We start from the raw sequence: 19,899 nt of genomic DNA, 5'->3' as shown, positions 1-19,899 counted from the left end.
AACCCTCCCAGGTCGCTCAACCTGGGAGGGTTTCACAGAACATCGCTCACCCACAAGGGTGAAGCTTCGTCAGACGTCGACTTCGGCGTCCAGGGCGTTTTCCTGGATGAACTCGCGGCGCGGCTCGACCAGGTCGCCCATCAGGCGGCTGAACATGTCGTCGGCGTCGTCGGCGTGGTTGACCTTGACCTGCAGCAGGGTGCGGGCGTCAACGTCGAGCGTGGTCTCCCACAGCTGCTCGGGGTTCATCTCGCCCAGGCCCTTGTAGCGCTGGATGGTCAGGCCCTTGCGGCCGGCGTCGAGCACGGCCTGCACCAGGTCGAGCGGACCCCGGATCGTGGTGCTCTTGTCCTTGCGGCGGAAGACGGCGGCCTTTTCGAACACCTCGGCCAGCTTGGCCGCGCGCTCGGCCAGGCGGCGGGCGTCGGCGGCGTGCAGCAGCACGTCGTCGAGCACGATGCGCTCGGACACGCCGCGACGCACGCGGCTGAACACGAAGCCGGTGTCGGCGCGCTCGCCCGACCACGGACCGTCGCCCTCCTCGTTGTAGAGGTCGAGGCGGCGGGCGGCCTTGGCCGCTTCGGGGCTTTCGCCCAGCAGGCCGGCCAGCGCCGCCTGCTCGATGGCCGAGGCCGGGGCGCGGGCCGCCAGGCGGTCGATATTGGCCTTGGCCGAGCGGGCCAGCTGCACCAGGGCCAGGAGGTCCTGGCCGATCAGGCGCTCGCCCGAACCCAGGTCGAGCTCGGCGCCGTCGACGCCCTCGTCCACCAGGAAGGCGTCCATCTCGGTGTCGTCCTTAAGGTAGCGCGACGACTTGCCCTTGCTGGCTTTGTAGAGCGGCGGCTGGGCGATGTAGATGTAGCCGCGCTCGATCAGCTGCGGCATCTGCCGGTAGAAGAAGGTCAGCAGCAGGGTGCGGATGTGGGCGCCGTCGACGTCGGCGTCGGTCATCAGCACGATCTTGTGGTAGCGCACCTTGTCCGGGTTGAAGTCCTCGCGGCCGATGCCGGCGCCCAGCGCCGTGATCAGCGTGCCGATCTGGTCGGACGACAGCATCTTGTCGAAGCGCGCGCGCTCGACGTTCAGGATCTTGCCGCGCAGCGGCAGGACGGCCTGGTTGTCGCGGTTGCGGGCCTGCTTGGCCGAGCCGCCGGCCGAGTCGCCCTCGACGATGAAGATCTCGGACTTGGCCGGATCGCGTTCCGAGCAGTCGGCCAGCTTGCCGGGCAGGCTGGAGATTTCCAGCGCGCTCTTGCGGCGGGTCAGTTCACGCGCCTTGCGGGCGGCCTCGCGGGCCGCGGCGGCCTCGGCGATCTTGCTGACGATCTGCTTGGCTTCGTTCGGGTGCTCCTCGAACCAGGTGGCCAGGCCTTCCTGCACCATGCTTTCGACGGCGGGGCGCACTTCCGACGAGACCAGCTTGTCCTTGGTCTGCGAGCTGAACTTGGGATCGGGCACCTTGACCGACAGCACGCAGGTCAGGCCCTCGCGGCTGTCTTCGCCGCCCAGGCTGACCTTCTCCTTCTTGGATATGCCCGAGCTCTCGGCATAGGCGGTGATCACCCGGGTCAGGGCGCCGCGGAAGGCCGAAAGGTGCGTGCCGCCGTCCCGCTGCGGGATGTTGTTGGTGAAGCACAGCATGTGCTCGTGGTAGCTGTCGTTCCACCACATGGCGAGGTCGAGCTCGACCTTGTCCTTGGTCCCGCGCACCGTGATCGGGGCCTTGAGCAGCGGGGCCTTGGCCTTGTCGAGGTGGCGCACGAAGGCCTCGATGCCGCCCTCGAAGAACAGCTTCTCTTCCCACGGCTCGGCGTCGCGATGGTCCTTGAACCAGATGGTCACGCCCGAGTTCAGGAACGCCAGCTCGCGCAGGCGGTGCTCCAGGGTCTTCCGGTCGAACTCGATGAACGCGAAGGTGTCCTTCGACGGGAAGAACGTCACTTCGGTGCCGGTCAGGGTCTCGCCGGCCTTGGGGCCGTCCTCGCGCACCGGCGACTCGCCGGTCACCGCCAGCGAGGTCACCGCGTCGCCGCGCTCGAAGCGCATCTGGTGGACCTTGCCGTTGCGGTGGATCAGCAGCTCCAGCCAGTCCGACAGGGCGTTCACGACCGAGACGCCCACGCCGTGCAGGCCGCCCGAGACCTTGTAGCTGTTCTGGTCGAACTTACCGCCGGCGTGCAGCTGGGTCATGATGACCTCGGCCGCCGAGACGCCTTCGCCCTCGTGGATGTCGGTGGGGATGCCGCGCCCGTCGTCGGTGACCGTCACCGAACCGTCGGCGTTGAGGATCACCTGAACCTTGGTGGCGTGGCCGGCCAGGGCCTCGTCGATGGCGTTGTCGACCACCTCGTAGACCATGTGGTGCAGGCCCGAGCCGTCGTCGGTGTCGCCGATGTACATGCCGGGACGCTTGCGCACCGCATCCAGGCCCTTGAGGACCTTGATCGAGTCCGCGCCGTATTCGCCGGCGACGGCTTCTTCGGGAGCTTCGGGAACTTGGCCTTCGGTATTCTCGGTCATTCGTCTTCCAGAGCCGTAAACTCAAGGGGGGTCAGGCCGGCCTCGCTGACGCGAACGCCCAACGCCCGACCCTTGAGGTGGTCGAACAGCGACTCGTCCGTGCCGGTGAGGAAGGCCTGGAGCTTGAGCGCCGTGAGTTCATCGGCCAGAGCGGCTCGCCGGGTAAGGTCGAGATGCGCGGCGACTTCGTCGAGCAATACTATAGGATTCGGCGCGGATTCCGCACGCGAAAGTCTCGCCGCCTGGGCCAGAACCAGGTTCAAAATCAGCGCTTTTTGCTCACCGGTGGAGCATTCCGAGGCCGGACGGTCCTTGTCGACGTGGAACACCGCCAGATCGCCCCGGTGCGGCCCGGTCAAGGCCCTTCCCGCGGCCCCGTCGCGCGGCCGCGCCGCGGCCAGCGCGCCGGCCAGCTGAAGCTCGATCTCGGCGTCCGAAACCCCGTCCAGCGCCATCTGCTCCCAGGCGCCGGTCAGGGTCAGCCGGGCCTGCGGGAACGGGCGGTCGCCGCGTCCGTCGATCTCGGCCTGCAGGGCGACGAGCGTGCGGGCCCTGGCCTGCGCCATCAGCGCCCCGGCCGCCGCCAGGCGGGCCTCCAGCACGGTCAGCCAGGCCGGATCGGCCGGCGCCCCGCCGTCGGCGGCGTCGGACAGCAGCCGCATGCGCTCGCGCTGGGCCTTGTCGTAGGCGTTGGCGTGGCTGGCGTGGGCGGGCTCGGCGGCGAACACCAGCCGGTCGAAGAACTTGCGCCGCTCCGAGGCGGCCTCGAGGAACAGGCGGTCCTGGGCGGGGGTCAGCCACATGGGCCGCACGTGGTCGGCCAGGCGGCCTGGCGCGACAGTCTCGCCCTCGATGCGGACGATCCGGCGCGAGGCGCCGGCCAATTCGGTGCCTGTGCCGACCTTCAGCGCCTCGCCGTCGGCCTGCTCGACCTCGGCCGCCACGGCCCAGGCCCGGCCCACGCTCTCGCCCGGCAGGCGGCGCCCCACCTCGGCCAGGCTCGATCCCCGCAGCCCCTTGCCGGGCGACAGCAGGCTGACGGCCTCCAAGAGGTTGGTCTTGCCCGAGCCGTTGGGCCCGAACAGGTAGACGCTGCGCCCGCCGGTGATCAGGTCGGCGCGCTCGTAGGATCGGAAGTCGGTGAGCCGCAGGCGGGCGATGGTGGCGGACGCCATGGGCGTCTCATACGGTAGGTCGCCCGCTGCGTCACGCGCCGGCTGGCCCGCCCGTCAGCCCTGCCAGCGCCGTCCGCCGGCATGGGCCAAGAGGCGCGGCGCGCTCCGCAGGCCGTGCATCAGGTGCGGACCGGCCAGCAGAACCAGGGCCCAGGCCCCGGCGCTCACCAGCACGACGGCGATACGGTCCCAGGCCAGGCGCATGGGTGTCTCCAGCAGAGAGGAAGAAGCGACACCGCCGCGCTACGCCCGGATCAGGGCGGAAAGGGGGCCGGGGGAAACCTCTCCCGGCGGGGCGAGGAAAGCGCCCGCGCGCCGTATCTCTCTTCCCGTCATTCCCGCCCTTGTGGCGGGAAACCCTGGTTCCGCTCGCACGTGAAGTGAAAGCGACGTGCCGAGCACGCCGCCCCATCCGCCCTTGCGGCTGACAGAGGGCTTCCCGCCACAAGGGCGGGAATGACGGGAGAATTTGAAGTTCGCGGTGGGCCTATTCCCCCAGCCGGTAGGCGCACAGCTTGTTGCCGTCCAGATCCCGGAAATAGGCGAAATAGGCCTTGGGCATGCGCTCGCCGGGCGCGCCTTCGCAGGTCCCGCCCAGTTCGATGGCCTTGGCGTGGAAGGCGTCGACCTCCTCGCGGGTTTCGAAGTCGAAGCCGCCCATCATGCCGTTGCCGATGCAGGCCGGATTGCCGTCATACGGGCCCAGCACGCCGAACATGCCCACGCCCTTGCCGCGATAGAGCCGCCCGCCGGACGGATGTTCGAACAGCGGCCGCATGCCGATCGAGCCCAAGAGGGCGTCGTAGAAGGCCTTGGCCTCCTCCAGCCGGTTCGAACCGACGGTCATGTAGCTGATCTTGGCCATGGCAAGCCTCCCGTTTTCTTATGAAACGGACGTTGGCATGCCGCCGTGGCGAGGAGCAAGGGCGCTGTAAATCCCTATCTGGCCATAGGATTTCGCTAGAGGAAGTAGCTCCGCGCCACCTCGACCTCGGTCAGCCGCCACACCCCCGCCGCCCCGAGCAGCACGCGGCGCATCTCGACCTCGAAGACCTCGCGGGCGACGGCGCGGTTCACCAGTTCGCGCACCGGAGCCTCGAACGGCGCATCCACGGCGATCGCCCGGTGCACGGCGGCGTTCATGGCCGCCAGGTCGACCGCCCCCTCCAGCGAGGAAAAGGCGGCCGCGACCGCCTCGGAGCGCTCGAACCAGGTCGCGCAGTCCGAGAAGTCGATCGCCGCCCACAGGGTCAGCATCCGCTCGAAGAGGTCGTCGAAGCGGTCCTCGCGCAGCAGGCCGGCGGGACCGCCCCGCGAACTCACTGGGCGGCGCCGACGCCCAGCACCTTCTGCAGGAACTGGGTCTCGACCTCGCGGCGGCGGTCGTTGTTGATCTTCTTGGCGAAGCCGTGACCCTCGTCCTTGAACTGGACGTACCAGGTCTCCACGCCCTTCTCGCGCAGCTTGGCGACCACCTGGTCGGACTCCGACTTGGGCACGCGCGGATCGTTCCAGCCCTGCATGACCAGCATCGGCTTGGTGATCTTGGAGACGTTGTTCAGCGGCGAGATCGTCTCGAAGGCCTTCAGCATCTTCGGGTCGCGCTCGTCGCCGTACTCGGCCCGGCGCAGGTCGCGGCGATAGGCCTCGGTGTTCTGCAGGAACGAGACGAAGTTGGAGATGCCGTAGCGCTCGACCCCGCCGGCCAGGCGGTCGGAATAGTGGGTCATCACCGCCAGCGACATGTAGCCGCCGTAGGACTGGCCGTAGACGACGACGCGGTTCTGATCCAGGTCCGGCTGGGTCTTGATCCAGTCGAGCAGCGCGCCGATGTCCTTGACCGAGTCCTCGCGCTTCTCGGCGTTGTCGAGGTTGAGGAACGTCTTGCCGTAGCCCGATGAGCCGCGGACGTTGGTGACGATCACCGCCGCGCCCAGTTCGGCCGTCGTGTGCTGGTGGAACGGGTTGAAGGTCGGCCGCGACTGGCCTTCCGGGCCGCCGTGGATGTCGATGATCACCGGCGCCTTCTGGCCGGCGGCCAGCTTGGGCTTGTAGACGAAGGCCGGGATCGAGCGCTTGTCGAACGAGGGGAAGCGCACCAGTTCCGGGCTGACCAGGGCCTTGGCGTCCAGGCCGCCAAGCTCCGAGGCCGTCCAGCGCGTGACCTGGCCGCTGGCCAGATCGAAGCTCCAGGCGTCGCTGGAGGCCGTGGGCGTGGCCAGCGAGAAGCCCAGCTTGCCGCCGTCGGCCGAGAAGGCCAGGTTCGAGACCACGCCGCCCGGCAGCTCCGGCTGCGGCAGGGCGCGGCGGGTGCGGAAGTCCTGCACGATCAGCTTGGAATAGCCGTCTTCGTTGACCACGTAGGCCAGGACGCGGCCGTCGCCCGACAGCTTGAAGTCCTCGACGTCCCAGGGGCGCTCGCCCGAGACCAGGGCCTTCTTGCCGGTCGTCAGGTCGAATTCCACCAGGCGCATGAAGTCCGAGCCCTCGTCCGACAGCATCAGCACCGACTTGCCGCCGGGCGTGAAGACGCCGCCGTCGTAGGAGACCTTGCCCTTGACCGGGTTCAGTTCGGTGGTCTTGCCGGTGGCCACGTCCAGCAGCCAGCGCTTGCTTTCGCCGATCGAGAAATAGCGCCCCAGCAGCACGGTCTTGCCGTCGGGCGAGACGTCGATCGGCGAGACCTGGCCCTCGCCCTGGAAGATCACCCGGCGACCGCCCGGGGCGGCGGGGTCGCGCATGACGACGTCGTAGTTGGCCGAACCCTTGGTGGCGCGGCTCCAGACCAGCACCTTGCCGTCGCCCGACCAGGCCGGCGACTGGTTACGGGTGCCCGCTTCGGTCAGTTGGGTCTCCTTGCCCGAGGCGTCGCGCACGAACAGCTGGAACCACTCGTCGCCGCCGGTGTCCTTGGAGAACAGGATTTCGCCAGTAGACGTCCCATTGGCGGGCAGGGTGTGGACGCCGCTGACCGGCTCGTCGTGGAAGGTCAGCTGGCTGCGGTCGGCGCCCGGGGCAGCGACCTGGTGGATCTGGTTGGTGTTGCCGAAACGCGTGACGATCAGCATGCCGCCGCCGCTGGCCCAGTCCTGGAAGCTGGCGCTGCGGGCGTTCTGGTAGCGCGCCAGGCTGGCCCGGATCGAAGGATCGGCCGTCGGCACGTTCTCGAGGATCTGATTGCCGATCTCGCGGCGCTCGACCGGCTGGGTCTGAGCCAGGGCCAGGGTCGAGGTCGACAGCGCCAGGGCGGCGGTCAGGACAAGCAGGCGGGATTTCACGAGGGCGTCTCCGGTCGATCTAGCAGTTCAGATCCTGGGCCAGATCGCGCCAGCCCGGGTTGGTGCGTTCGATGAGTTCCAGCTTCCAGAGCCGGTGCCATTTCTTCATCTGGCGCTCKCGGATCAGGGCGGACTCGCGGCTGTCATGGACCTCGTACCAGACGAGGATTCCGACGTCGTACTTCTTGGTGAACCCCGGCCGGACTTTCTCCTGGTGCTCCCAGACGCGGCGGGAAAGGTCGTCGGTGTGGCCGATGTAGAGCGTGCCGTTGCGGCGGCTGGCGACGATGTAGACGTAGAACGCCATCCCCCTCCCCGTAAAATCCCCGCGAAAGCGGGGACCCAGGTGTTTTATCGTCGAGCGCCGCGCGTTTCAGAAAAAGCCTGGGTCCCCGCTTTCGCGGGGATTTTACGGAAGAAGAGAGAGAGAGAGAGAGACCTAGGTCTTACACCCGCAGCGGCATCAGCACGTACTTCACGCCCGGGTCGGTCGGGTCGACCACCAGGGTGGGCGAGGCCGGGTCGGCGAAGCGGAACTCGGCCTGGGGGCCGCCGATCTGGCCGCAGACGTCAAGCAGGTAGCGGGCGTTGAAGCCGATTTCGAAGGGCTCGCCGTCGTAGTCGACCTCGACCTCTTCCACGGCCTGGCCGGCTTCCATGTTGCGGACGGTCAGGGTGATACGGCCCGGCTCGATGGCCAGCTTCACCGAACGGCTCTTCTCGGCCGAGATGGTGGCCACGCGGTCGACGGCCTTGGCGAACAGGTCGTTGTCCAGCGTCAGGATCTTGGCGTTGTCCTTGGGGATCACGCGCATGTAGTCGGGGAACGAGCCATCGATGACCTTGGAGGTCAGGGCGGCGCGGCCGAACTCGAAGCGGACCTTCTGGGGCGAGACCTGCAGGTCGATCGACTCGCCGGCGTCTTCCAGCAGGCGGCGGGCCTCGGCGATGGTCTTGCGCGGCACGATCACGCCCGGCAGGCCGGCCGAGCCTTCCGGCGCCGGCATCTCGGCCAGGGCCAGGCGGTGGCCGTCGGTGGCCACGGCGCGCAGCTTGGTCTCGCCGCCCTCGTTGACCGTGTGCAGGTAGAGGCCGTTCAGATAGTAGCGGGTCTCTTCGGTCGAGATGGCGAAGCGCGTCTTGTCGATCAGGCGCATCAGCTCGTTGACGTCGACCGCGATGCGGCTCGACAGGCCCTCGTTGCTCATCACCGGGAAGTCGCCGGCCGGCAGCACCGGCAGGTTGAAGCGCGAGCGGCCGGTCTGGATCACCAGGCGCGGGTCATCGCCCGAGAAGTTCAGGGACACGTCCGAGCCGTCGGGCAGCTTGCGGACGATCTCGTACAGGGTGTGGGCCGGCGCGGTGATCTGACCGGGCACGTCGATCTGGGCCAGGCCCTCGTCGATGATCTCCATGTCGAGATCGGTGGCCGAGAACGAGAGGGTGTCGCGATCCGCCGACAGCAGGATGTTGGACAGGATCGGGATGGTGTTGCGGCGCTCGACGACGCTCTGCACGTGACCCAGCGCCTTCAGCAGCGCCGCCCGCTCGATGGTAAGCTTCATTTCTCGGTCCAAGCTGGACGCAGGGCCTGGTCGATCAAGAGAATCCCCCTCGCGCAACGGCCCCGTCGTCAATGGACCACGGACATTACCGTAATCGGGCCGACAGGGAAGAGCCTGACGCGGCCTTTTGGCGCATCCGGCGGTGGGCGAATCCCGTTCGGAACCCTTGCAGGGTCAAGTCAATTTCTTATATTGATAATCAGTCGCAACAAGAGATCGCACCATGCGCCTCGCCATCAAGACCGCCACCTACGCCACCATGCACCTGACGGTGGCCATCGCCGTCGCCTACGCCCTGACCCGCGACTGGCGCGTGGCCCTGGCCGTCGGCATCGTCGAGCCGCTGGTCCAGACCGTGGCCTTCAACCTGCATGAGCGGCTGTGGAGCAAGGTGGGCAAGGAAAAGGCGGCGGCTTGAGAACTTCCCTCTCCCCCTGCGGGAGAGGGTGGCCCGCGCAGCGGGTCGGGTGAGGGGTCGCACGAACGAAAACGCCGTGACAGCGGCAAGGCTGTCACGGCGTTTTGTTTCTGAGAGACCCCTCATCCGTCGGCTATCGCCGACACCTTCTCCCGCAAGGGGAGAAGGATTCGGAGTCATCAAGCCTTGGTGTCGAACGCCGAACCGCCGGCGTCCTCGCCCGAGGCCTTGTAGGGGTTGGCCGCGGCGGCCGCCGGTTCGGCCGGGGCCGGGCCGGTGGAGCCCTTGGCGGCGACGGCCACCATGGCCGGGCGCACCAGACGGCCCAACAGCTCGTAGCCGACCTGCAGCACGGCGACGACGCCGCCGGCGGCGACTTCGTCCGAAGGCTGCTCCATCACCGCCTGGTGCAGGTGGGGATCGAACTTCTCGCCCTTGGTCGGGTCAACCTTCTTGAGGCCGTTGCGCTCGAAGGCCGCCTGCAGCTCCTTCTCGGTCATCTCGACGCCGACGATGAAGTTCTTCACCGCCGCGTCCTGCGAATCGCGCGGGCTGGCCGCGGTGGCGCGCGACAGGTTGTCGGCCGCGCCCAGCAGGTCGCGGGCGAACTTCTGGATGGCGTAGGCGCGGGCGTCGTTCATCTCGCGCTCGGCGCGACGCTTGACGTTCTCGGCCTCGGCCGCATAGCGCAGCGCCTGGTCCTTCATCGCGGCGATTTCGGCCTTCAGGGCCTCGATTTCCTGCGCCAGGTCCTCGGCTTCGAAAGCGACGTCTTCGGCCGGCGTTTGCTCGTCGGTCATTTCAAACAGTCCTCATCCATCGATCATCCGGCCGAGCACGCGGGCGGTATAGTCCACCAGCGGGATCACCCGGGCATAGTTCAAACGCGTGGGGCCGATCACGCCGATCGCGCCCAGCACCTTCTGTCGCCCCGTCATATAGGGCGCCGCGATCACGGAGGAACCCGAAAGCGAAAAGAGTCGCGTCTCGGCCCCGATGAAGATCCGCACGCCCTCGGCGTCGCGCACGTCGTCCAGCAGGCCGATCAGCTGGCCCTTCTGCTCCAGGTCGTCGAACAGCTGGCGCACGCGCTCCAGGTCCTCGCGAGCGCCCGTGTCGGCCAGCAGGTTGGCGCGGCCACGCACGATCAGCGCCCGCTCGGCCCCCTCCCCGCCGCCCCAGGCGGCCAGGCCGTCCTCCACAAGGCGCGCGGCGGTCTCGTCCAGCTGGCGGCGAGCGGTTTCCAGTTCGGCCCGGATCTCGTCCTTGGCCTCGGTCAGGGTGCGGCCGCGCAGGCGGGCGTTGAGGAAGTTCGACGCCTCCTGGAAGGCCGAGGGCGTCAGCCCCGCCCCGCCGCGCATCAGCCTGTTCTCGACCGTGCCGTCCTCGAAGACCATCACCGCCAGGGTCTGGCCGCCGCCCAGGGCCACGAACTCGACGTGCTTGACCCCGCCCTCGCGCACCGGCGTGACGACGATGCCGGCCCCGCCGGCCAGGCCCGACAGGATGGCCGAGGCCTCGTTCAGCGCCTCCTCGAAGGTGCGGCCCTTGGCGTAGAGGCGGCTTTCGATCTCGCGCCGCTCGTCCTCGCCGACGTCGCCCACCTCCAGAAAGCCGTCGACGAACATCCTAAGGCCCGCGTGCGTGGGCATGCGCCCGGCGCTGGTGTGCGGCGCATCCAGCAGGCCGAGCTGCGCCAGGTCCTGCATGGTGTTGCGGATCGAGGCCGGCGAAAGCTGCACGCCGCCCTTCGACAGGGTGCGCGACCCGACCGGCTCGCCGGTCTCCAGATAGCCCTCGACCACCCGGCGGAAGATGTCGCGGGCGCGGGCGTCGAGCTCGGTAAGGCCGGGCGTCCGAGCGATCGGTCCCGGAAAAAGCTGCGTCATGGCCCTTCGAGATAGGAACGAGAGACGAAAAAATCGAGCAGGGACTTGGAGGTTCCCGCCTGGGGGAGGATAAGCGGCGCCTTCAGATACGACCAGACCCTTCGGCTCTCCTGGAGCCCACTAGACCGGAGTTTGCCCATGCGTCCGTCCGAACGCGCCCCCGACCAGCTTCGCGCCGTCACGCTTGAGACTGGCGTCAACCGCTACGCCGAAGGCTCGTGCCTGATCGGTTTCGGCCACACCAAGGTGCTGGTCACGGCCACGGTCGAGGAGAACGTCCCCGGCTGGATGCGCAACAAGGGCGCCGGCTGGGTCACCGCCGAATACGGCATGCTGCCCCGCGCGACCCACACCCGCGGCCGCCGCGAGGCCGCCACCGGCAAGCAGACCGGCCGCACCCAGGAGATCCAGCGCCTGATCGGCCGCAGCCTGCGCGCCGTCGTCGACCTCAAGGCCCTGGGCGAGCGCCAGATCAGCCTCGACTGCGACGTCATCCAGGCCGACGGCGGCACCCGCACCGCCGCCATCACCGGTGCCTGGGTCGCCCTGCGCCTGGCCACCAACTACCTGCTGGAAGAGGGCGTGCTGAAGGCCGACCCGATCCTGGGCCAGGTGGCGGCCGTCTCCTGCGGCGTCTTCAAGGACACGCCGGTGCTCGACCTCGACTATGAGGAAGACTCAAACGCCGAGGCCGACGGCAACTTCGTGCTGACCGGCGGCGGCGACATCGTCGAGATCCAGGCCACCGGCGAGAAGCGCGGCTTCACCCGCGGCGAGTTCGACACCCTGTTCGGCCTGGCCGAAAAGGGCATCGGCGAACTGTTCGCCTTCCAGCGCGCCGCGATCGGCAAGTAAGCGGGCGCGCTTCCCCCTTCCTCCCGTCATTCCCGCCCTTGTGGCGGGAAACCCTGGTTCCGTTCGTACGTGAAGCGCCAGCGACGTGCCGAGCACGCCACACCATCGGCGCCTGCGGCTGATAGAGGGGTTCCCGCCACAAGGGCGGGAATGACGGGAGTTTGGGGACGCCGCGACGTAACCTCATCCACGCGGCCAGGATCCGCCAGCCGCGCCGACTTCAGTCCCGCCAGAACCACACCTCGAACTCGACGCCGTCCTCAAACGCCATCGCCCCGTAGTTCTCTTTGGCCCGCTCAGCCGCGACATCGGCTCGCGCCGGGAGGTCGCCCGCCATGCGCTCCAGATCATCGCTCTCGATGTGGAAGCCCCAGTCGGGCCTTGGCGTCCAACCGCAGTCGCACGTCGCATCGATGGTCGAAACCGACAGGCCGCGTGATCGGCCAAGCTCGATCAGCGCCATCATCCGCTCGAACGACAGGCGACCAGAGCCCTTCGCGGTGAGCGCGGCGGCAATGGCGGTCTCCAGGTCAGCAGGTATCATGGCGCGCCCTACCTCGCCGCGACCACCGTCACCTCGACGGCGTAGTCAACACGGGCCAGGCGGGCCTCGACCGTGGTGCGGGCCGGCGGATTTTCGCTGTCCACCCAGGCGTCCCAGGCCTGGTTCATCTCGTCGAAGCCGGCGATGTCGGCCAGGTAGATGGTGGCGCTGAGCAGCTTGTCCTTGCTCGAGCCGGCCTCGGCCAAGGTCTCGTCGATCTGGGCCAGCACCTCCTTGGTCTGCTCCAGCACCGAGCGGCCGCGAGTCTCCTCGGCCACGTGGCCCGACAGGAACACCACGCCGTTGAAGGCGACCGCGTCGCTCCACCGCTTGGCCTTGCCGATACGTTCGATCATCTGAAACCTCATCGCTTCGCTCACGGCGGCAAGACCGCCTTGCGCCCCCGCCGTCAAGCCACGCCGGCGAAATAGCGGTCCCACATGGTGTTGCGAAACAGCCCGCCCGGATCCAGCCGCCGCTTCTCGGCCACGAACCGCGACAGGCCCGGATAGGCCCGCGCCAGCTGGTCTGGCCGCGCGTGCAGGCGGTAGGGCAGGTAGAACGAGCCGCCGCTGGCCAGGGCCGCGTCGATCAGCGCCTGGGTGACGGGCTTCATCGCCTCGTCGGCCTTCTGCGTCAGGGGTTGCGAGAACGACATCACCGCCGCCACCCGGTCGGTCGGGGCGAAGGCCATGACGCTGGTCCGGTCGGCCGCCACGTAGCGCAGCGTCACGTTCAGCAGATCGAGGCCCGACTTCGGAATGATGCCGCGACAGGCGGCCAGGAAGCCGTCCAGCCCTTCGGGCGGCAGGAAGTATTCATGCAGGATGTCGGTGCGGCGGCGGTCGCGGCCGGCCAGTTCGTCTACGGACGAGTTGATCAGCGCATTGCGGGTGAAGACCTTGTTGTCCAGGCTGGGCTTGAGCCGAGTCTCGGCGCGCCAGCGCAGGGTCTTCCAGAACTCCGAACCGATCTGGGCGCGGTAGAGCTCGCGCACCACCCCGGCCATCGGATCGCCCTTGCCCGACAGGCGTTCGGGATCGCCGTCCACCGGCCGGAACACCGTCATCATCGCCTCTTCGAAGAAGTCGCGCCGCGACACCGACAGGCGCCCGTAGCCCATGACCACGCCCGGTTCGTGCAGGGCCTTGGCGAAGCGCGGCCCGAACCCGGCCGCCGCTGTCTTCTCGTAGCTGGGCTTGAGGCGGACGTTGGGCGCCGTCTCGACCTCCAGGTCGACGATGATCCCCAGCAGGCCGTAGCCGCCCATGGCCAGGGCGAACAGGTCCGGCTCGACCTCGCGCGAGCAGCGCACCAGTTGGCCGTCAGCCGTCAGCAGCCTGATCGACCGGACGGTCGAGCCCATCGGCCCCAGCGGCGCGGCCCAGCCGTGGACGTTGACGCTGAACGCTCCGCCCAGGGTGAAGTCGTTGTTGGCCTGGGTGACCATGGGCGCGCGATCCAGCGGGTCGAGCGTCGCGATCACGTCGCGCCAGCGGGCCCCGGCGCCGGCGTGGTAGGTCCGGCCGTCGGCGTCCGGCCTGCAGACGCCGCGGTCGAAGGTGATCGCCGCGCCGTCCCGCGCCAGGCTCTGGCCGCCCATCGAGTGGCGCGCCCCGCCGACGCAGACCGGACGCCCCTCCGCGGCCGCCGCCTTCAACTCCCGCCGCAGCGTCTCGACCAGGCCCTCGCCGACCGGCGGCCGCAGGTGGCGGGCCACCGGCGTGGCGTTCAGGCCGCTGACGTCGTCGAGGATGATCGGGCCTGACGTCGGCGCGGCGATCGCCGGCGCGGCCAGCACGGCCGCCCCGGCCGCGATCCCGCCCACCGCCTCGCGACGGGAAGGCGCTTTGCGCCGAGAAACCGCTTCCGACATGCCGTCCGCCCCCGCGTCACTGACGCAGGCAGCTTAGCCTCAGGTTGTGAAGGCCGATAGCTCGCCGGTCAGGCCAGCGCCCGGCTCGTCCAGTCGATGATCTGCGGCGCGCTCATCAGGCCGGCCTGGCGGGCGACCACCGCGCCATCGCGAAACAGGATCAGGGCCGGGATGCCGCTGACGCCCAGGGCCGAGGCGGGCGCGGGATGGGCCTCGGAATTCAGCTTCAGCAGCCGCACGCGAGGCTCCAGCTTCGCCGCCGCCGCGGCGTAGTTCGGCGCCATGGCCCGGCAGGGGCCGCACCACGGGGCCCAGACGTCGAGCAGCACGGCCGCGCCCTTGGTCAGGCGGCGATGGCGGTCGAGGCCCGCGGCGTCGACCTCGACCGGCGCGCCCGTGAAGACGGCGCTCTTGCAGCGGCCGCACTTGGCCGCGGCGGGATCACGGTCTTCTGGCAGGCGATTGACCGCCCCGCACGATGGACAGACGATTTGCATGGGCCACAGGTGGGCCCGTCCGCCGGCTTCGCAAGCCCGGCGTCAGCCGCCGTCGCCTTCGCCGCCGTCGCCGGGACCGTGCTCGAAGGTCATCAGGTCGCCCGGCTGGCACCCCAGTTCCCGGCACAGGGCGTCGAGGGTGGAGAAGCGGATGGCTCTGGCCTTGCCGGTCTTCAGGATCGACAGGTTGGCGATGGTGACCCCGACACGGTCGGAAAGCTCGGTCAGCGACATGCGGCGTTCCAGCAGCACGCGGTCGAGATTGACGCGAATGGACATGGAAAACTCTGGGCTACGCGATCAGGAGGGACGCGGTCAGATGGTCAGTTCGGCTTCGCGGCGAAGGCGGGCGCCTTCGCGGAAGACCTCGGCCAGGACGAAGACGACCAGGACCGAGAACCACGCATTCAGGGTGAAGGATCCGTCGACGACCTGCTCGTCGCGCATCAGCACCTGGGTCAGGGCCGCGAACGCGTAGCGGCCGATCTCCAGCCCGGCCAGGATGGCGCCCACCACGCGCAGCCGGCGCACGTTGTCGGGGTGGAACGGGTCGCCCACGATCATGGTGGCGAAGATCTTGCGCAGGCGCTCGACGATGGCCATCCAGCCGCCGGACATCAGCGCCCAGCCGGCCAGGGCCACGGGCGCGCCGGCCCCGTACTTGCGCAGTTCCGCGGCCGCCTCGGCCGGCAGCATCGAGGTCAGCAGGTCGGGATTGAAGCTGAGCAGCAGCACCAGCACCGTCACCAGGGCCAGGAAGCTGACCCAGACCCACAGCGCATAGTAGCTGACGTCGAGAATGATCTTCAGGAAGCTCGATACCGAGCCCGGCCCCAAGGCGCGCATGGGCTTTGTCCCCCGCCAGTCACGACTCGCCTCCCCGGGCGGCCGCCGGATTGAAGTCTAGAGCGAGTGAGCCAGGAACGTCACGGCCGAGATCGGCAGGCCCGCGATCAGCGCCAGGGTCGCCAGGCGGACGACCGAGGATTCCAGGAGGCTGAACAGGCGGGGCGGCGTCATGAGGCGGTTCCGGACAGGGGGTGTCGGGCGATCCTCGCCGACGTCGCCAGGATCGCCGCTCCGCGCCCCACGAACAATGCTGCTTATCGATAAACGATATTAAACTTTCGCAATGATCCGCCCTTGCGGCGGGCGCGCGCCGGGGGTCTAAACACCTCCTGTTTTTCCGCCCGGAGGCTCCGATGACCCTGAAACTGATCAACGGCCAGAAGATCGTCGCCGCCACCCACAATCCGGGCAAGGCCAAGGAGCTGGCCGCCCTGCTCGACGGGCGTTTCGAGGTGCTGGCCGCCGGCGCCCTGGGCCTGCCCGAGCCGGACGAGACCGAGACGACCTTCGTCGGCAACGCCCTGCTCAAGGCCCGCCACGCCGCCGATTTGTCGGGCGAGGTGTCGCTGGCCGACGACTCCGGCATGTCGGTCACCGCGCTCGACGGCGCGCCGGGCATCTATTCGGCCCGCTGGGCCGGCCCGGGCAAGGACTTCGCCATGGCCATGGACAAGGTGGCCGAGCGCATCGAGGAGACCGGTTCGGAAGACCTGTCGGCCTGGTTCACCTGCGCGCTGGCCGTCGCCTGGCCGAACGGCGGCCCGGCCGTGGTGGTGCAGGGCGAGGTGCACGGAACCCTGGTGTTCCCGGCGCGCGGCGACAAGGGCTTCGGCTACGACCCGATCTTCGTGCCCAACGGCTACGACCAGACCTTCGGCGAGATGGAGCCGGCCCAGAAGGACGCCATGAGCCACCGCGCCGTGGCCTTCGAAAAGCTGAAGGCGGCGCTGTTTGAGTAAGCCCGGCCTCCCGCCTTTCAATCCGCCTGTCCCCGCGAAGGCGGGGATCCAAGCCGGCGTCCAGGAAAGCGTGCGGCGCGGAAGCTTCACCGCCTTGATCCATTCGGCATCTCAGCTTGGGTCCCCGCCTTCGCGGGGATGCGCGGCTTAGGGGGCGGGATATTGGAAAGCCCCCTCCTCCCTCTCGGCCTCTACGTCCACTGGCCCTACTGCGCCCGCATCTGCCCCTACTGCGACTTCAACGTCGTGCGCGACCGGGGGCGTACGGACGAGCAGGCGGCGCTGGCCGACGCCATCATCGCCGACATGACCGCCCAGCGCGCGCTGACCGGCGAGCGCCGGCTTTCGTCGATCTTCTTCGGCGGCGGCACCCCCTCGCTGATGGATCCGGCCGCCGTCGCCCGGGTGATCGAGACGGCCAAGGCCCTGTGGTCGGCGGCCGACGACCTGGAGATCAGCCTCGAGGCCAATCCCACCGACGCCGAGGCCGGGCGCTTCGAGGCCCTGGCGCAGGCGGGCGTGGCGCGGCTGTCGCTGGGCGTCCAGGCGCTGGACGACGCCTCGCTGAAGATGCTGGGCCGCAACCACGACGCCGGCTCGGCCCGCCGCGCCATCGCCACGGCCGCGCGCCTCTTCCCGCGCCTGTCGGTCGACCTGATCTACGCCCGCCCCGGCCAGACCGACGCGGCCTGGCGCGAGGAACTGGCGGAAATGCTGGCCTACGGCCCCGAGCACGTCTCGCCCTATCAGCTGACCATCGAGGCCGGCACCGCCTTCGACCGCGCCGTCGGCCGCGGCAAGATCGTCCCGCCCGACGAGGACCTGGCCGCCCAGCTGTTCGAGACCACGCAGGAGGTGCTGGAAGCCGCCGGCTTCGACGCCTACGAGGTTTCCAACCACGCCCGGGGCGCGGCCGCCCGCTCGCGCCACAACCTCGTCTACTGGCGCGGCGTCGACTATGTAGGCGTCGGCCCCGGGGCCCACGGCCGCCTGACGCTGGAGACCGGCCCAATCGGCGGCAAGGTCGCCACCACCGCCCGCTCGAAGATCGCCGACTACATCGCCGCCGTCGCCCGCGACGGCGTCGGCTTCGACCGCGAGGACCTCACGCCCGTCGAGGCCGCCGAGGAGCGCCTGCTCTTGGGCCTGCGCATCGACGACGGCGTCGCCTTCGCCGAGATGGCTCCGCTGGACCTGTCGCCGGACACGCCCAAGGTGAAATCGCTGGTCGAGACGGGACTTCTGGTCGACGACCCGGTTCGGTTGCGCGCCACGCGCCAAGGCCGATTGCTCCTCGACCGGCTGACAGGCGTGCTCGCGACCTGATAACGTCTCGCTTCACGGGCCCTGGCCCGGCCCACTCAACGGAAAGTACCGCCGCTTGAGCCGTTTGCTTCCCCCGCCCGTCCTGTCCGACGCCCCCCTCGCGCCCGGCCTCTATCTGGTCGCCACGCCGATCGGGAACCTGCGCGACATCACCCTGCGGGCGCTCGACGTGCTGGCCGCCTGCGACCTGCTGCTGGCCGAGGACACCCGGGTGACGGGCAAGCTGCTGTCGGCCTATTCCATCCGCACCAAGCTGGAGCGCCACGACGAGCACGTGGCCGAGCGCGCCATCCCGGCCATCCTCGAACGGCTGGAAGCCGGCGAGCGCGTGGCCCTGGTGTCGGACGCCGGCACGCCGATGGTGTCGGACCCCGGCTATCGCCTGGCCCGCGAGGCCATCGCCGCTGGCCATCCGGTGTTTCCCATCCCCGGCGCCTCGGCGGCCCTGGCGGCCCTGACCCTGGCGGGCCTGCCCACCGACCGTTTCCTGTTCGCCGGCTTCCCCCCGCCCAAGACCGGCGCGCGCAAGACCTTCTTCGAGGAATTCGCCGCGACCCGCGCCACCCTGATCTTCTTCGAAGGCGCCTCGCGGGTGGACGACACCTTGGCCGACATGGCCGCCGTGTTCGGCGCCGAGCGCCCGGCGGCGGTGTGCCGCGAACTGACCAAGCTCTACGAGACCTGCGTGCGCGGCCCGCTGGGCGAACTGGCCGTCGACCCGCGTTTCGAGGCCCCCAAGGGCGAGATCGTCATCCTGGTGGGTCCCGGCGAGGAGAAGGCCGCCAGCGCCGACGACGCCGAGGCCGCCCTGCGCGAGGCCATGACCCGCCTGCCCCTGGGCGAGGCCGCCTCCGAGGTGGCCAAGGCCCTGGGCCTGTCGCGCAAGGACCTCTACCGCCAGGCCCTGGCCCTGAAGGAGGCCGGATGACGGCCCCGCCGCTGCGCGAGATCCGCAAGGTCCGCGGCGCGGCCGCGCGGCGCTCGGGCCGGCGCGCCGAGGCTTGGGCCGCCGCCTGGCTGATGCTGAAGGGCTACCGCATCCTCGGCTTCCGCCTGGCGACCAGGGCCGGAGAGATCGACATCCTGGCGCAACGCGGACGCGTCTTGATCGTTGTCGAGGTCAAGAGTCGGACGAGCCTGGAGGCGGCGCTGGAGGCGGTGAGCTTCGAACAACGGATGCGCCTGCGCCGCGCGGGCGCGCTGGCCGCGGCGACGCGCGCCGGTCTCAAGGGCATGGCCGTGCGTCTCGACCTGCTGGCCATGACCCCCGGCCGGCCGCCTCGCCACGTGCCCGACGCCTGGCCCGACGACGGAAGAGCCTGGGCATGACCCGCGAAGAGGCCGAGGCCATCCTGACCCGCGCCGGCGAGCACGACGACGACGGCTTCCCGCTGTTCGAGGCCGCCCTGGCCTGCGCCGCGCACGACGATCCCGACCGCGACGAGCAGCCCGCCCTGGATCTGGCTCGCTCGGCCGTCGAGCGGCTGAAGGCCCGCATGCAGAGCGAGTCGCCCGAGGAGGCCATCGCCGAGGCCATGGCCGGCGACCTGCGCCTGACCGGCGACCTCCTGACCTACGACCATCCCGACAACGCCGACGTCATCGCCATCGCCGAGCGCCGCAAGGGCCTGCCCGTGGCGCTGGGGGTGTTCTACATCCACGCCGCCCGCGAGACGGGGCTGGACGTCAACGGCGTCGACTTCCCCGGCCACTTCCTGCTGCGCATCGAGACCGACGAGGGTCCGCTGGCGCTGGATCCGTTCAGCGAGGGCCGGGTGGTGCTGCCGTCCGAACTGTCGCGCCGGGCCCTGCGCACCGGCCTGATGCCCGACGTCGCCGCCCGCCTCGACCAGCTGATGGCCCCGATCTCGGATCGCGCCGTGTTGATCCGTCTGCAGAACAACATCTTCGCCCGCGCCCAGCAGTCGCGCGACTGGGCCAGGGCCGAGCGCTCGGCCCTGCGCCGCGCCCTGCTCGATCCCACCGACCACCACCCCTGGCTCGACGTCGCCGCGGCCCGCGAAGGCCAGGGCGCCCTTGCCGGGGCATTGCAGGCCCTGTCGCGGGCGCAGACCCTCGACGGCGGCGCGACCATCGCGGCCCGAGCGGCGCGCGAGCGGGTGCGGCTGCGGCTGAACTGACCCCTCT

General features: G+C 69.6%; 22 protein-coding genes and 1 pseudogene. 7 read left to right on the top strand and 16 right to left on the bottom strand.

Translation table 11 applies throughout. The features are described 5' to 3' along the window. Positions 1-69: 69 nt before the first annotated feature. The 8 genes from gyrB to dnaN form a co-directional block, all read right to left on the bottom strand. Positions 70-2,520: a DNA topoisomerase (ATP-hydrolyzing) subunit B gene (gene gyrB / locus AC1DCG_RS01375; protein ID WP_165261587.1), complete on the bottom strand. Its 2,451-nt coding sequence runs from the start codon at positions 2,518-2,520 to the stop codon at positions 70-72. Further along, on the bottom strand, positions 2,517-3,695 hold the full coding sequence (gene recF / locus AC1DCG_RS01370) for a DNA replication/repair protein RecF (protein WP_477041345.1): 1,179 nt from the start codon (positions 3,693-3,695) through the stop codon (positions 2,517-2,519). Before recF ends, gyrB begins: the two co-directional genes overlap by 4 nt. Before the next feature lie 54 nt (positions 3,696-3,749). Next, positions 3,750-3,899 (bottom strand): hypothetical protein, encoded by a 150-nt coding sequence (locus AC1DCG_RS01365; protein WP_165261583.1) that lies wholly within the window; start codon positions 3,897-3,899, stop codon positions 3,750-3,752. A gap of 283 nt (positions 3,900-4,182) precedes the next feature. Beyond that, positions 4,183-4,560, bottom strand: a complete 378-nt coding sequence (locus AC1DCG_RS01360) for a VOC family protein (RefSeq protein WP_165261581.1) — start codon at positions 4,558-4,560, stop codon at positions 4,183-4,185. A gap of 95 nt (positions 4,561-4,655) precedes the next feature. Continuing rightward, complete coding sequence (locus AC1DCG_RS01355; RefSeq protein WP_477028326.1) at positions 4,656-5,018, bottom strand: hypothetical protein; 363 nt, start codon at positions 5,016-5,018, stop codon at positions 4,656-4,658. Further along, entirely contained in the window at positions 5,015-6,973 is a 1,959-nt protein-coding gene (locus AC1DCG_RS01350; RefSeq protein ID WP_477028327.1) for a S9 family peptidase, read from the bottom strand. Before AC1DCG_RS01350 ends, AC1DCG_RS01355 begins: the two co-directional genes overlap by 4 nt. Before the next feature lie 19 nt (positions 6,974-6,992). After that, entirely contained in the window at positions 6,993-7,280 is a 288-nt protein-coding gene (locus tag AC1DCG_RS01345; RefSeq protein ID WP_477028328.1) for a GIY-YIG nuclease family protein, read from the bottom strand. A gap of 139 nt (positions 7,281-7,419) precedes the next feature. Continuing rightward, on the bottom strand, positions 7,420-8,538 hold the full coding sequence (gene dnaN, locus AC1DCG_RS01340) for a DNA polymerase III subunit beta (RefSeq protein WP_101716762.1): 1,119 nt from the start codon (positions 8,536-8,538) through the stop codon (positions 7,420-7,422). Between the two features lie 223 nt (positions 8,539-8,761). Between dnaN and AC1DCG_RS01335 the strand changes: the two are divergent. Then, positions 8,762-8,929, top strand: a pseudogene (locus tag AC1DCG_RS01335) (DUF2061 domain-containing protein); the annotation flags it as partial. Positions 8,930-9,135: 206 nt separating this feature from the next. On the opposite strand, the gene grpE reads toward AC1DCG_RS01335, so the two are convergent. Together grpE and hrcA are read right to left on the bottom strand one after the other, a co-directional pair. After that, entirely contained in the window at positions 9,136-9,756 is a 621-nt protein-coding gene (gene grpE / locus AC1DCG_RS01330; RefSeq protein WP_165261573.1) for a nucleotide exchange factor GrpE, read from the bottom strand. A 12-nt stretch (positions 9,757-9,768) separates the two neighbouring features. Further along, positions 9,769-10,845, bottom strand: a complete 1,077-nt coding sequence (gene hrcA, locus AC1DCG_RS01325) for a heat-inducible transcriptional repressor HrcA (protein ID WP_165261571.1) — start codon at positions 10,843-10,845, stop codon at positions 9,769-9,771. Between the two features lie 138 nt (positions 10,846-10,983). Here hrcA and rph point away from each other — a divergent pair, with 138 nt between their 5' ends. Next, positions 10,984-11,700 carry a ribonuclease PH gene (gene rph / locus AC1DCG_RS01320; protein ID WP_165261569.1) on the top strand — a complete coding sequence of 239 codons (717 nt, stop codon included), beginning with the start codon at positions 10,984-10,986 and terminating at the stop codon, positions 11,698-11,700. Positions 11,701-11,920: 220 nt separating this feature from the next. Here rph and AC1DCG_RS01315 read toward each other — a convergent pair whose 3' ends face one another. The 6 genes from AC1DCG_RS01315 to AC1DCG_RS01290 form a co-directional block, all read right to left on the bottom strand. Next, positions 11,921-12,244, bottom strand: a complete 324-nt coding sequence (locus AC1DCG_RS01315) for a hypothetical protein (protein ID WP_477028329.1) — start codon at positions 12,242-12,244, stop codon at positions 11,921-11,923. An 8-nt stretch (positions 12,245-12,252) separates the two neighbouring features. Beyond that, on the bottom strand, positions 12,253-12,600 hold the full coding sequence (locus AC1DCG_RS01310) for a RidA family protein (protein WP_477028330.1): 348 nt from the start codon (positions 12,598-12,600) through the stop codon (positions 12,253-12,255). 53 nt (positions 12,601-12,653) lie between these two features. Next, positions 12,654-14,120, bottom strand: coding sequence for an FAD-binding oxidoreductase (locus tag AC1DCG_RS01305; RefSeq protein ID WP_477036742.1), 1,467 nt, complete (start codon positions 14,118-14,120; stop codon positions 12,654-12,656). A gap of 68 nt (positions 14,121-14,188) precedes the next feature. Continuing rightward, positions 14,189-14,617: a thioredoxin domain-containing protein gene (locus tag AC1DCG_RS01300; RefSeq protein ID WP_477028332.1), complete on the bottom strand. Its 429-nt coding sequence runs from the start codon at positions 14,615-14,617 to the stop codon at positions 14,189-14,191. Between the two features lie 42 nt (positions 14,618-14,659). Continuing rightward, a complete protein-coding gene (locus tag AC1DCG_RS01295) occupies positions 14,660-14,896 on the bottom strand; it encodes a helix-turn-helix domain-containing protein (protein ID WP_165261559.1) in 237 nt (78 codons plus the stop codon). A 36-nt stretch (positions 14,897-14,932) separates the two neighbouring features. Next, positions 14,933-15,463: a DUF2975 domain-containing protein gene (locus tag AC1DCG_RS01290; protein ID WP_165261557.1), complete on the bottom strand. Its 531-nt coding sequence runs from the start codon at positions 15,461-15,463 to the stop codon at positions 14,933-14,935. A 356-nt stretch (positions 15,464-15,819) separates the two neighbouring features. Here AC1DCG_RS01290 and rdgB point away from each other — a divergent pair, with 356 nt between their 5' ends. The 5 genes from rdgB (at position 15,820) to AC1DCG_RS01265 (ending at position 19,892) form a co-directional block, all read left to right on the top strand. After that, positions 15,820-16,425: an RdgB/HAM1 family non-canonical purine NTP pyrophosphatase gene (gene rdgB / locus AC1DCG_RS01285; RefSeq protein ID WP_165261555.1), complete on the top strand. Its 606-nt coding sequence runs from the start codon at positions 15,820-15,822 to the stop codon at positions 16,423-16,425. A 162-nt stretch (positions 16,426-16,587) separates the two neighbouring features. Continuing rightward, a complete protein-coding gene (gene hemW / locus AC1DCG_RS01280) occupies positions 16,588-17,751 on the top strand; it encodes a radical SAM family heme chaperone HemW (protein WP_477028333.1) in 1,164 nt (387 codons plus the stop codon). A gap of 55 nt (positions 17,752-17,806) precedes the next feature. Further along, positions 17,807-18,679: a 16S rRNA (cytidine(1402)-2'-O)-methyltransferase gene (gene rsmI, locus AC1DCG_RS01275; protein WP_165261551.1), complete on the top strand. Its 873-nt coding sequence runs from the start codon at positions 17,807-17,809 to the stop codon at positions 18,677-18,679. Continuing rightward, entirely contained in the window at positions 18,676-19,080 is a 405-nt protein-coding gene (locus AC1DCG_RS01270) for a YraN family protein (RefSeq protein WP_165261549.1), read from the top strand. Before rsmI ends, AC1DCG_RS01270 begins: the two co-directional genes overlap by 4 nt. After that, the gene (locus AC1DCG_RS01265; RefSeq protein ID WP_165261547.1) at positions 19,077-19,892 is read left to right on the top strand and encodes a SirB1 family protein; all 816 of its coding nucleotides are present in this window, start codon (positions 19,077-19,079) and stop codon (positions 19,890-19,892) included. Before AC1DCG_RS01270 ends, AC1DCG_RS01265 begins: the two co-directional genes overlap by 4 nt. Positions 19,893-19,899: the final 7 nt, after the last annotated feature.

The sequence above is a fragment of the Caulobacter sp. 10L414 genome (genome assembly GCF_056395525.1).
The sequence above is the reverse complement of the archived record's forward strand: the minus strand, read 5'-3'. Positions and strand labels throughout refer to the sequence as shown.

Bases quoted from the DNA above. Each gene is read 5' to 3' on its own strand.
- AC1DCG_RS01295 (WP_165261559.1), bottom strand. From the start codon at position 14,896: ATGTCCATTCGCGTCAATCTCGACCGCGTGCTGCTGGAACGCCGCATG.
- AC1DCG_RS01265 (WP_165261547.1), top strand. From the start codon at position 19,077: ATGACCCGCGAAGAGGCCGAGGCCATCCTGACCCGCGCCGGCGAGCAC.
- rph (WP_165261569.1), top strand. From the start codon at position 10,984: ATGCGTCCGTCCGAACGCGCCCCCGACCAGCTTCGCGCCGTCACGCTT.
- grpE (WP_165261573.1), bottom strand. From the start codon at position 9,756: ATGACCGACGAGCAAACGCCGGCCGAAGACGTCGCTTTCGAAGCCGAG.
- rdgB (WP_165261555.1), top strand. From the start codon at position 15,820: ATGACCCTGAAACTGATCAACGGCCAGAAGATCGTCGCCGCCACCCAC.
- gyrB (WP_165261587.1), bottom strand. From the start codon at position 2,520: ATGACCGAGAATACCGAAGGCCAAGTTCCCGAAGCTCCCGAAGAAGCC.
- AC1DCG_RS01300 (WP_477028332.1), bottom strand. From the start codon at position 14,617: ATGCAAATCGTCTGTCCATCGTGCGGGGCGGTCAATCGCCTGCCAGAA.
- AC1DCG_RS01360 (WP_165261581.1), bottom strand. From the start codon at position 4,560: ATGGCCAAGATCAGCTACATGACCGTCGGTTCGAACCGGCTGGAGGAG.
- AC1DCG_RS01315 (WP_477028329.1), bottom strand. From the start codon at position 12,244: ATGATACCTGCTGACCTGGAGACCGCCATTGCCGCCGCGCTCACCGCG.
- AC1DCG_RS01270 (WP_165261549.1), top strand. From the start codon at position 18,676: ATGACGGCCCCGCCGCTGCGCGAGATCCGCAAGGTCCGCGGCGCGGCC.
- AC1DCG_RS01290 (WP_165261557.1), bottom strand. From the start codon at position 15,463: ATGCGCGCCTTGGGGCCGGGCTCGGTATCGAGCTTCCTGAAGATCATT.
- recF (WP_477041345.1), bottom strand. From the start codon at position 3,695: ATGGCGTCCGCCACCATCGCCCGCCTGCGGCTCACCGACTTCCGATCC.
- hrcA (WP_165261571.1), bottom strand. From the start codon at position 10,845: ATGACGCAGCTTTTTCCGGGACCGATCGCTCGGACGCCCGGCCTTACC.
- AC1DCG_RS01310 (WP_477028330.1), bottom strand. From the start codon at position 12,600: ATGATCGAACGTATCGGCAAGGCCAAGCGGTGGAGCGACGCGGTCGCC.
- dnaN (WP_101716762.1), bottom strand. From the start codon at position 8,538: ATGAAGCTTACCATCGAGCGGGCGGCGCTGCTGAAGGCGCTGGGTCAC.
- AC1DCG_RS01305 (WP_477036742.1), bottom strand. From the start codon at position 14,120: ATGTCGGAAGCGGTTTCTCGGCGCAAAGCGCCTTCCCGTCGCGAGGCG.
- AC1DCG_RS01365 (WP_165261583.1), bottom strand. From the start codon at position 3,899: ATGCGCCTGGCCTGGGACCGTATCGCCGTCGTGCTGGTGAGCGCCGGG.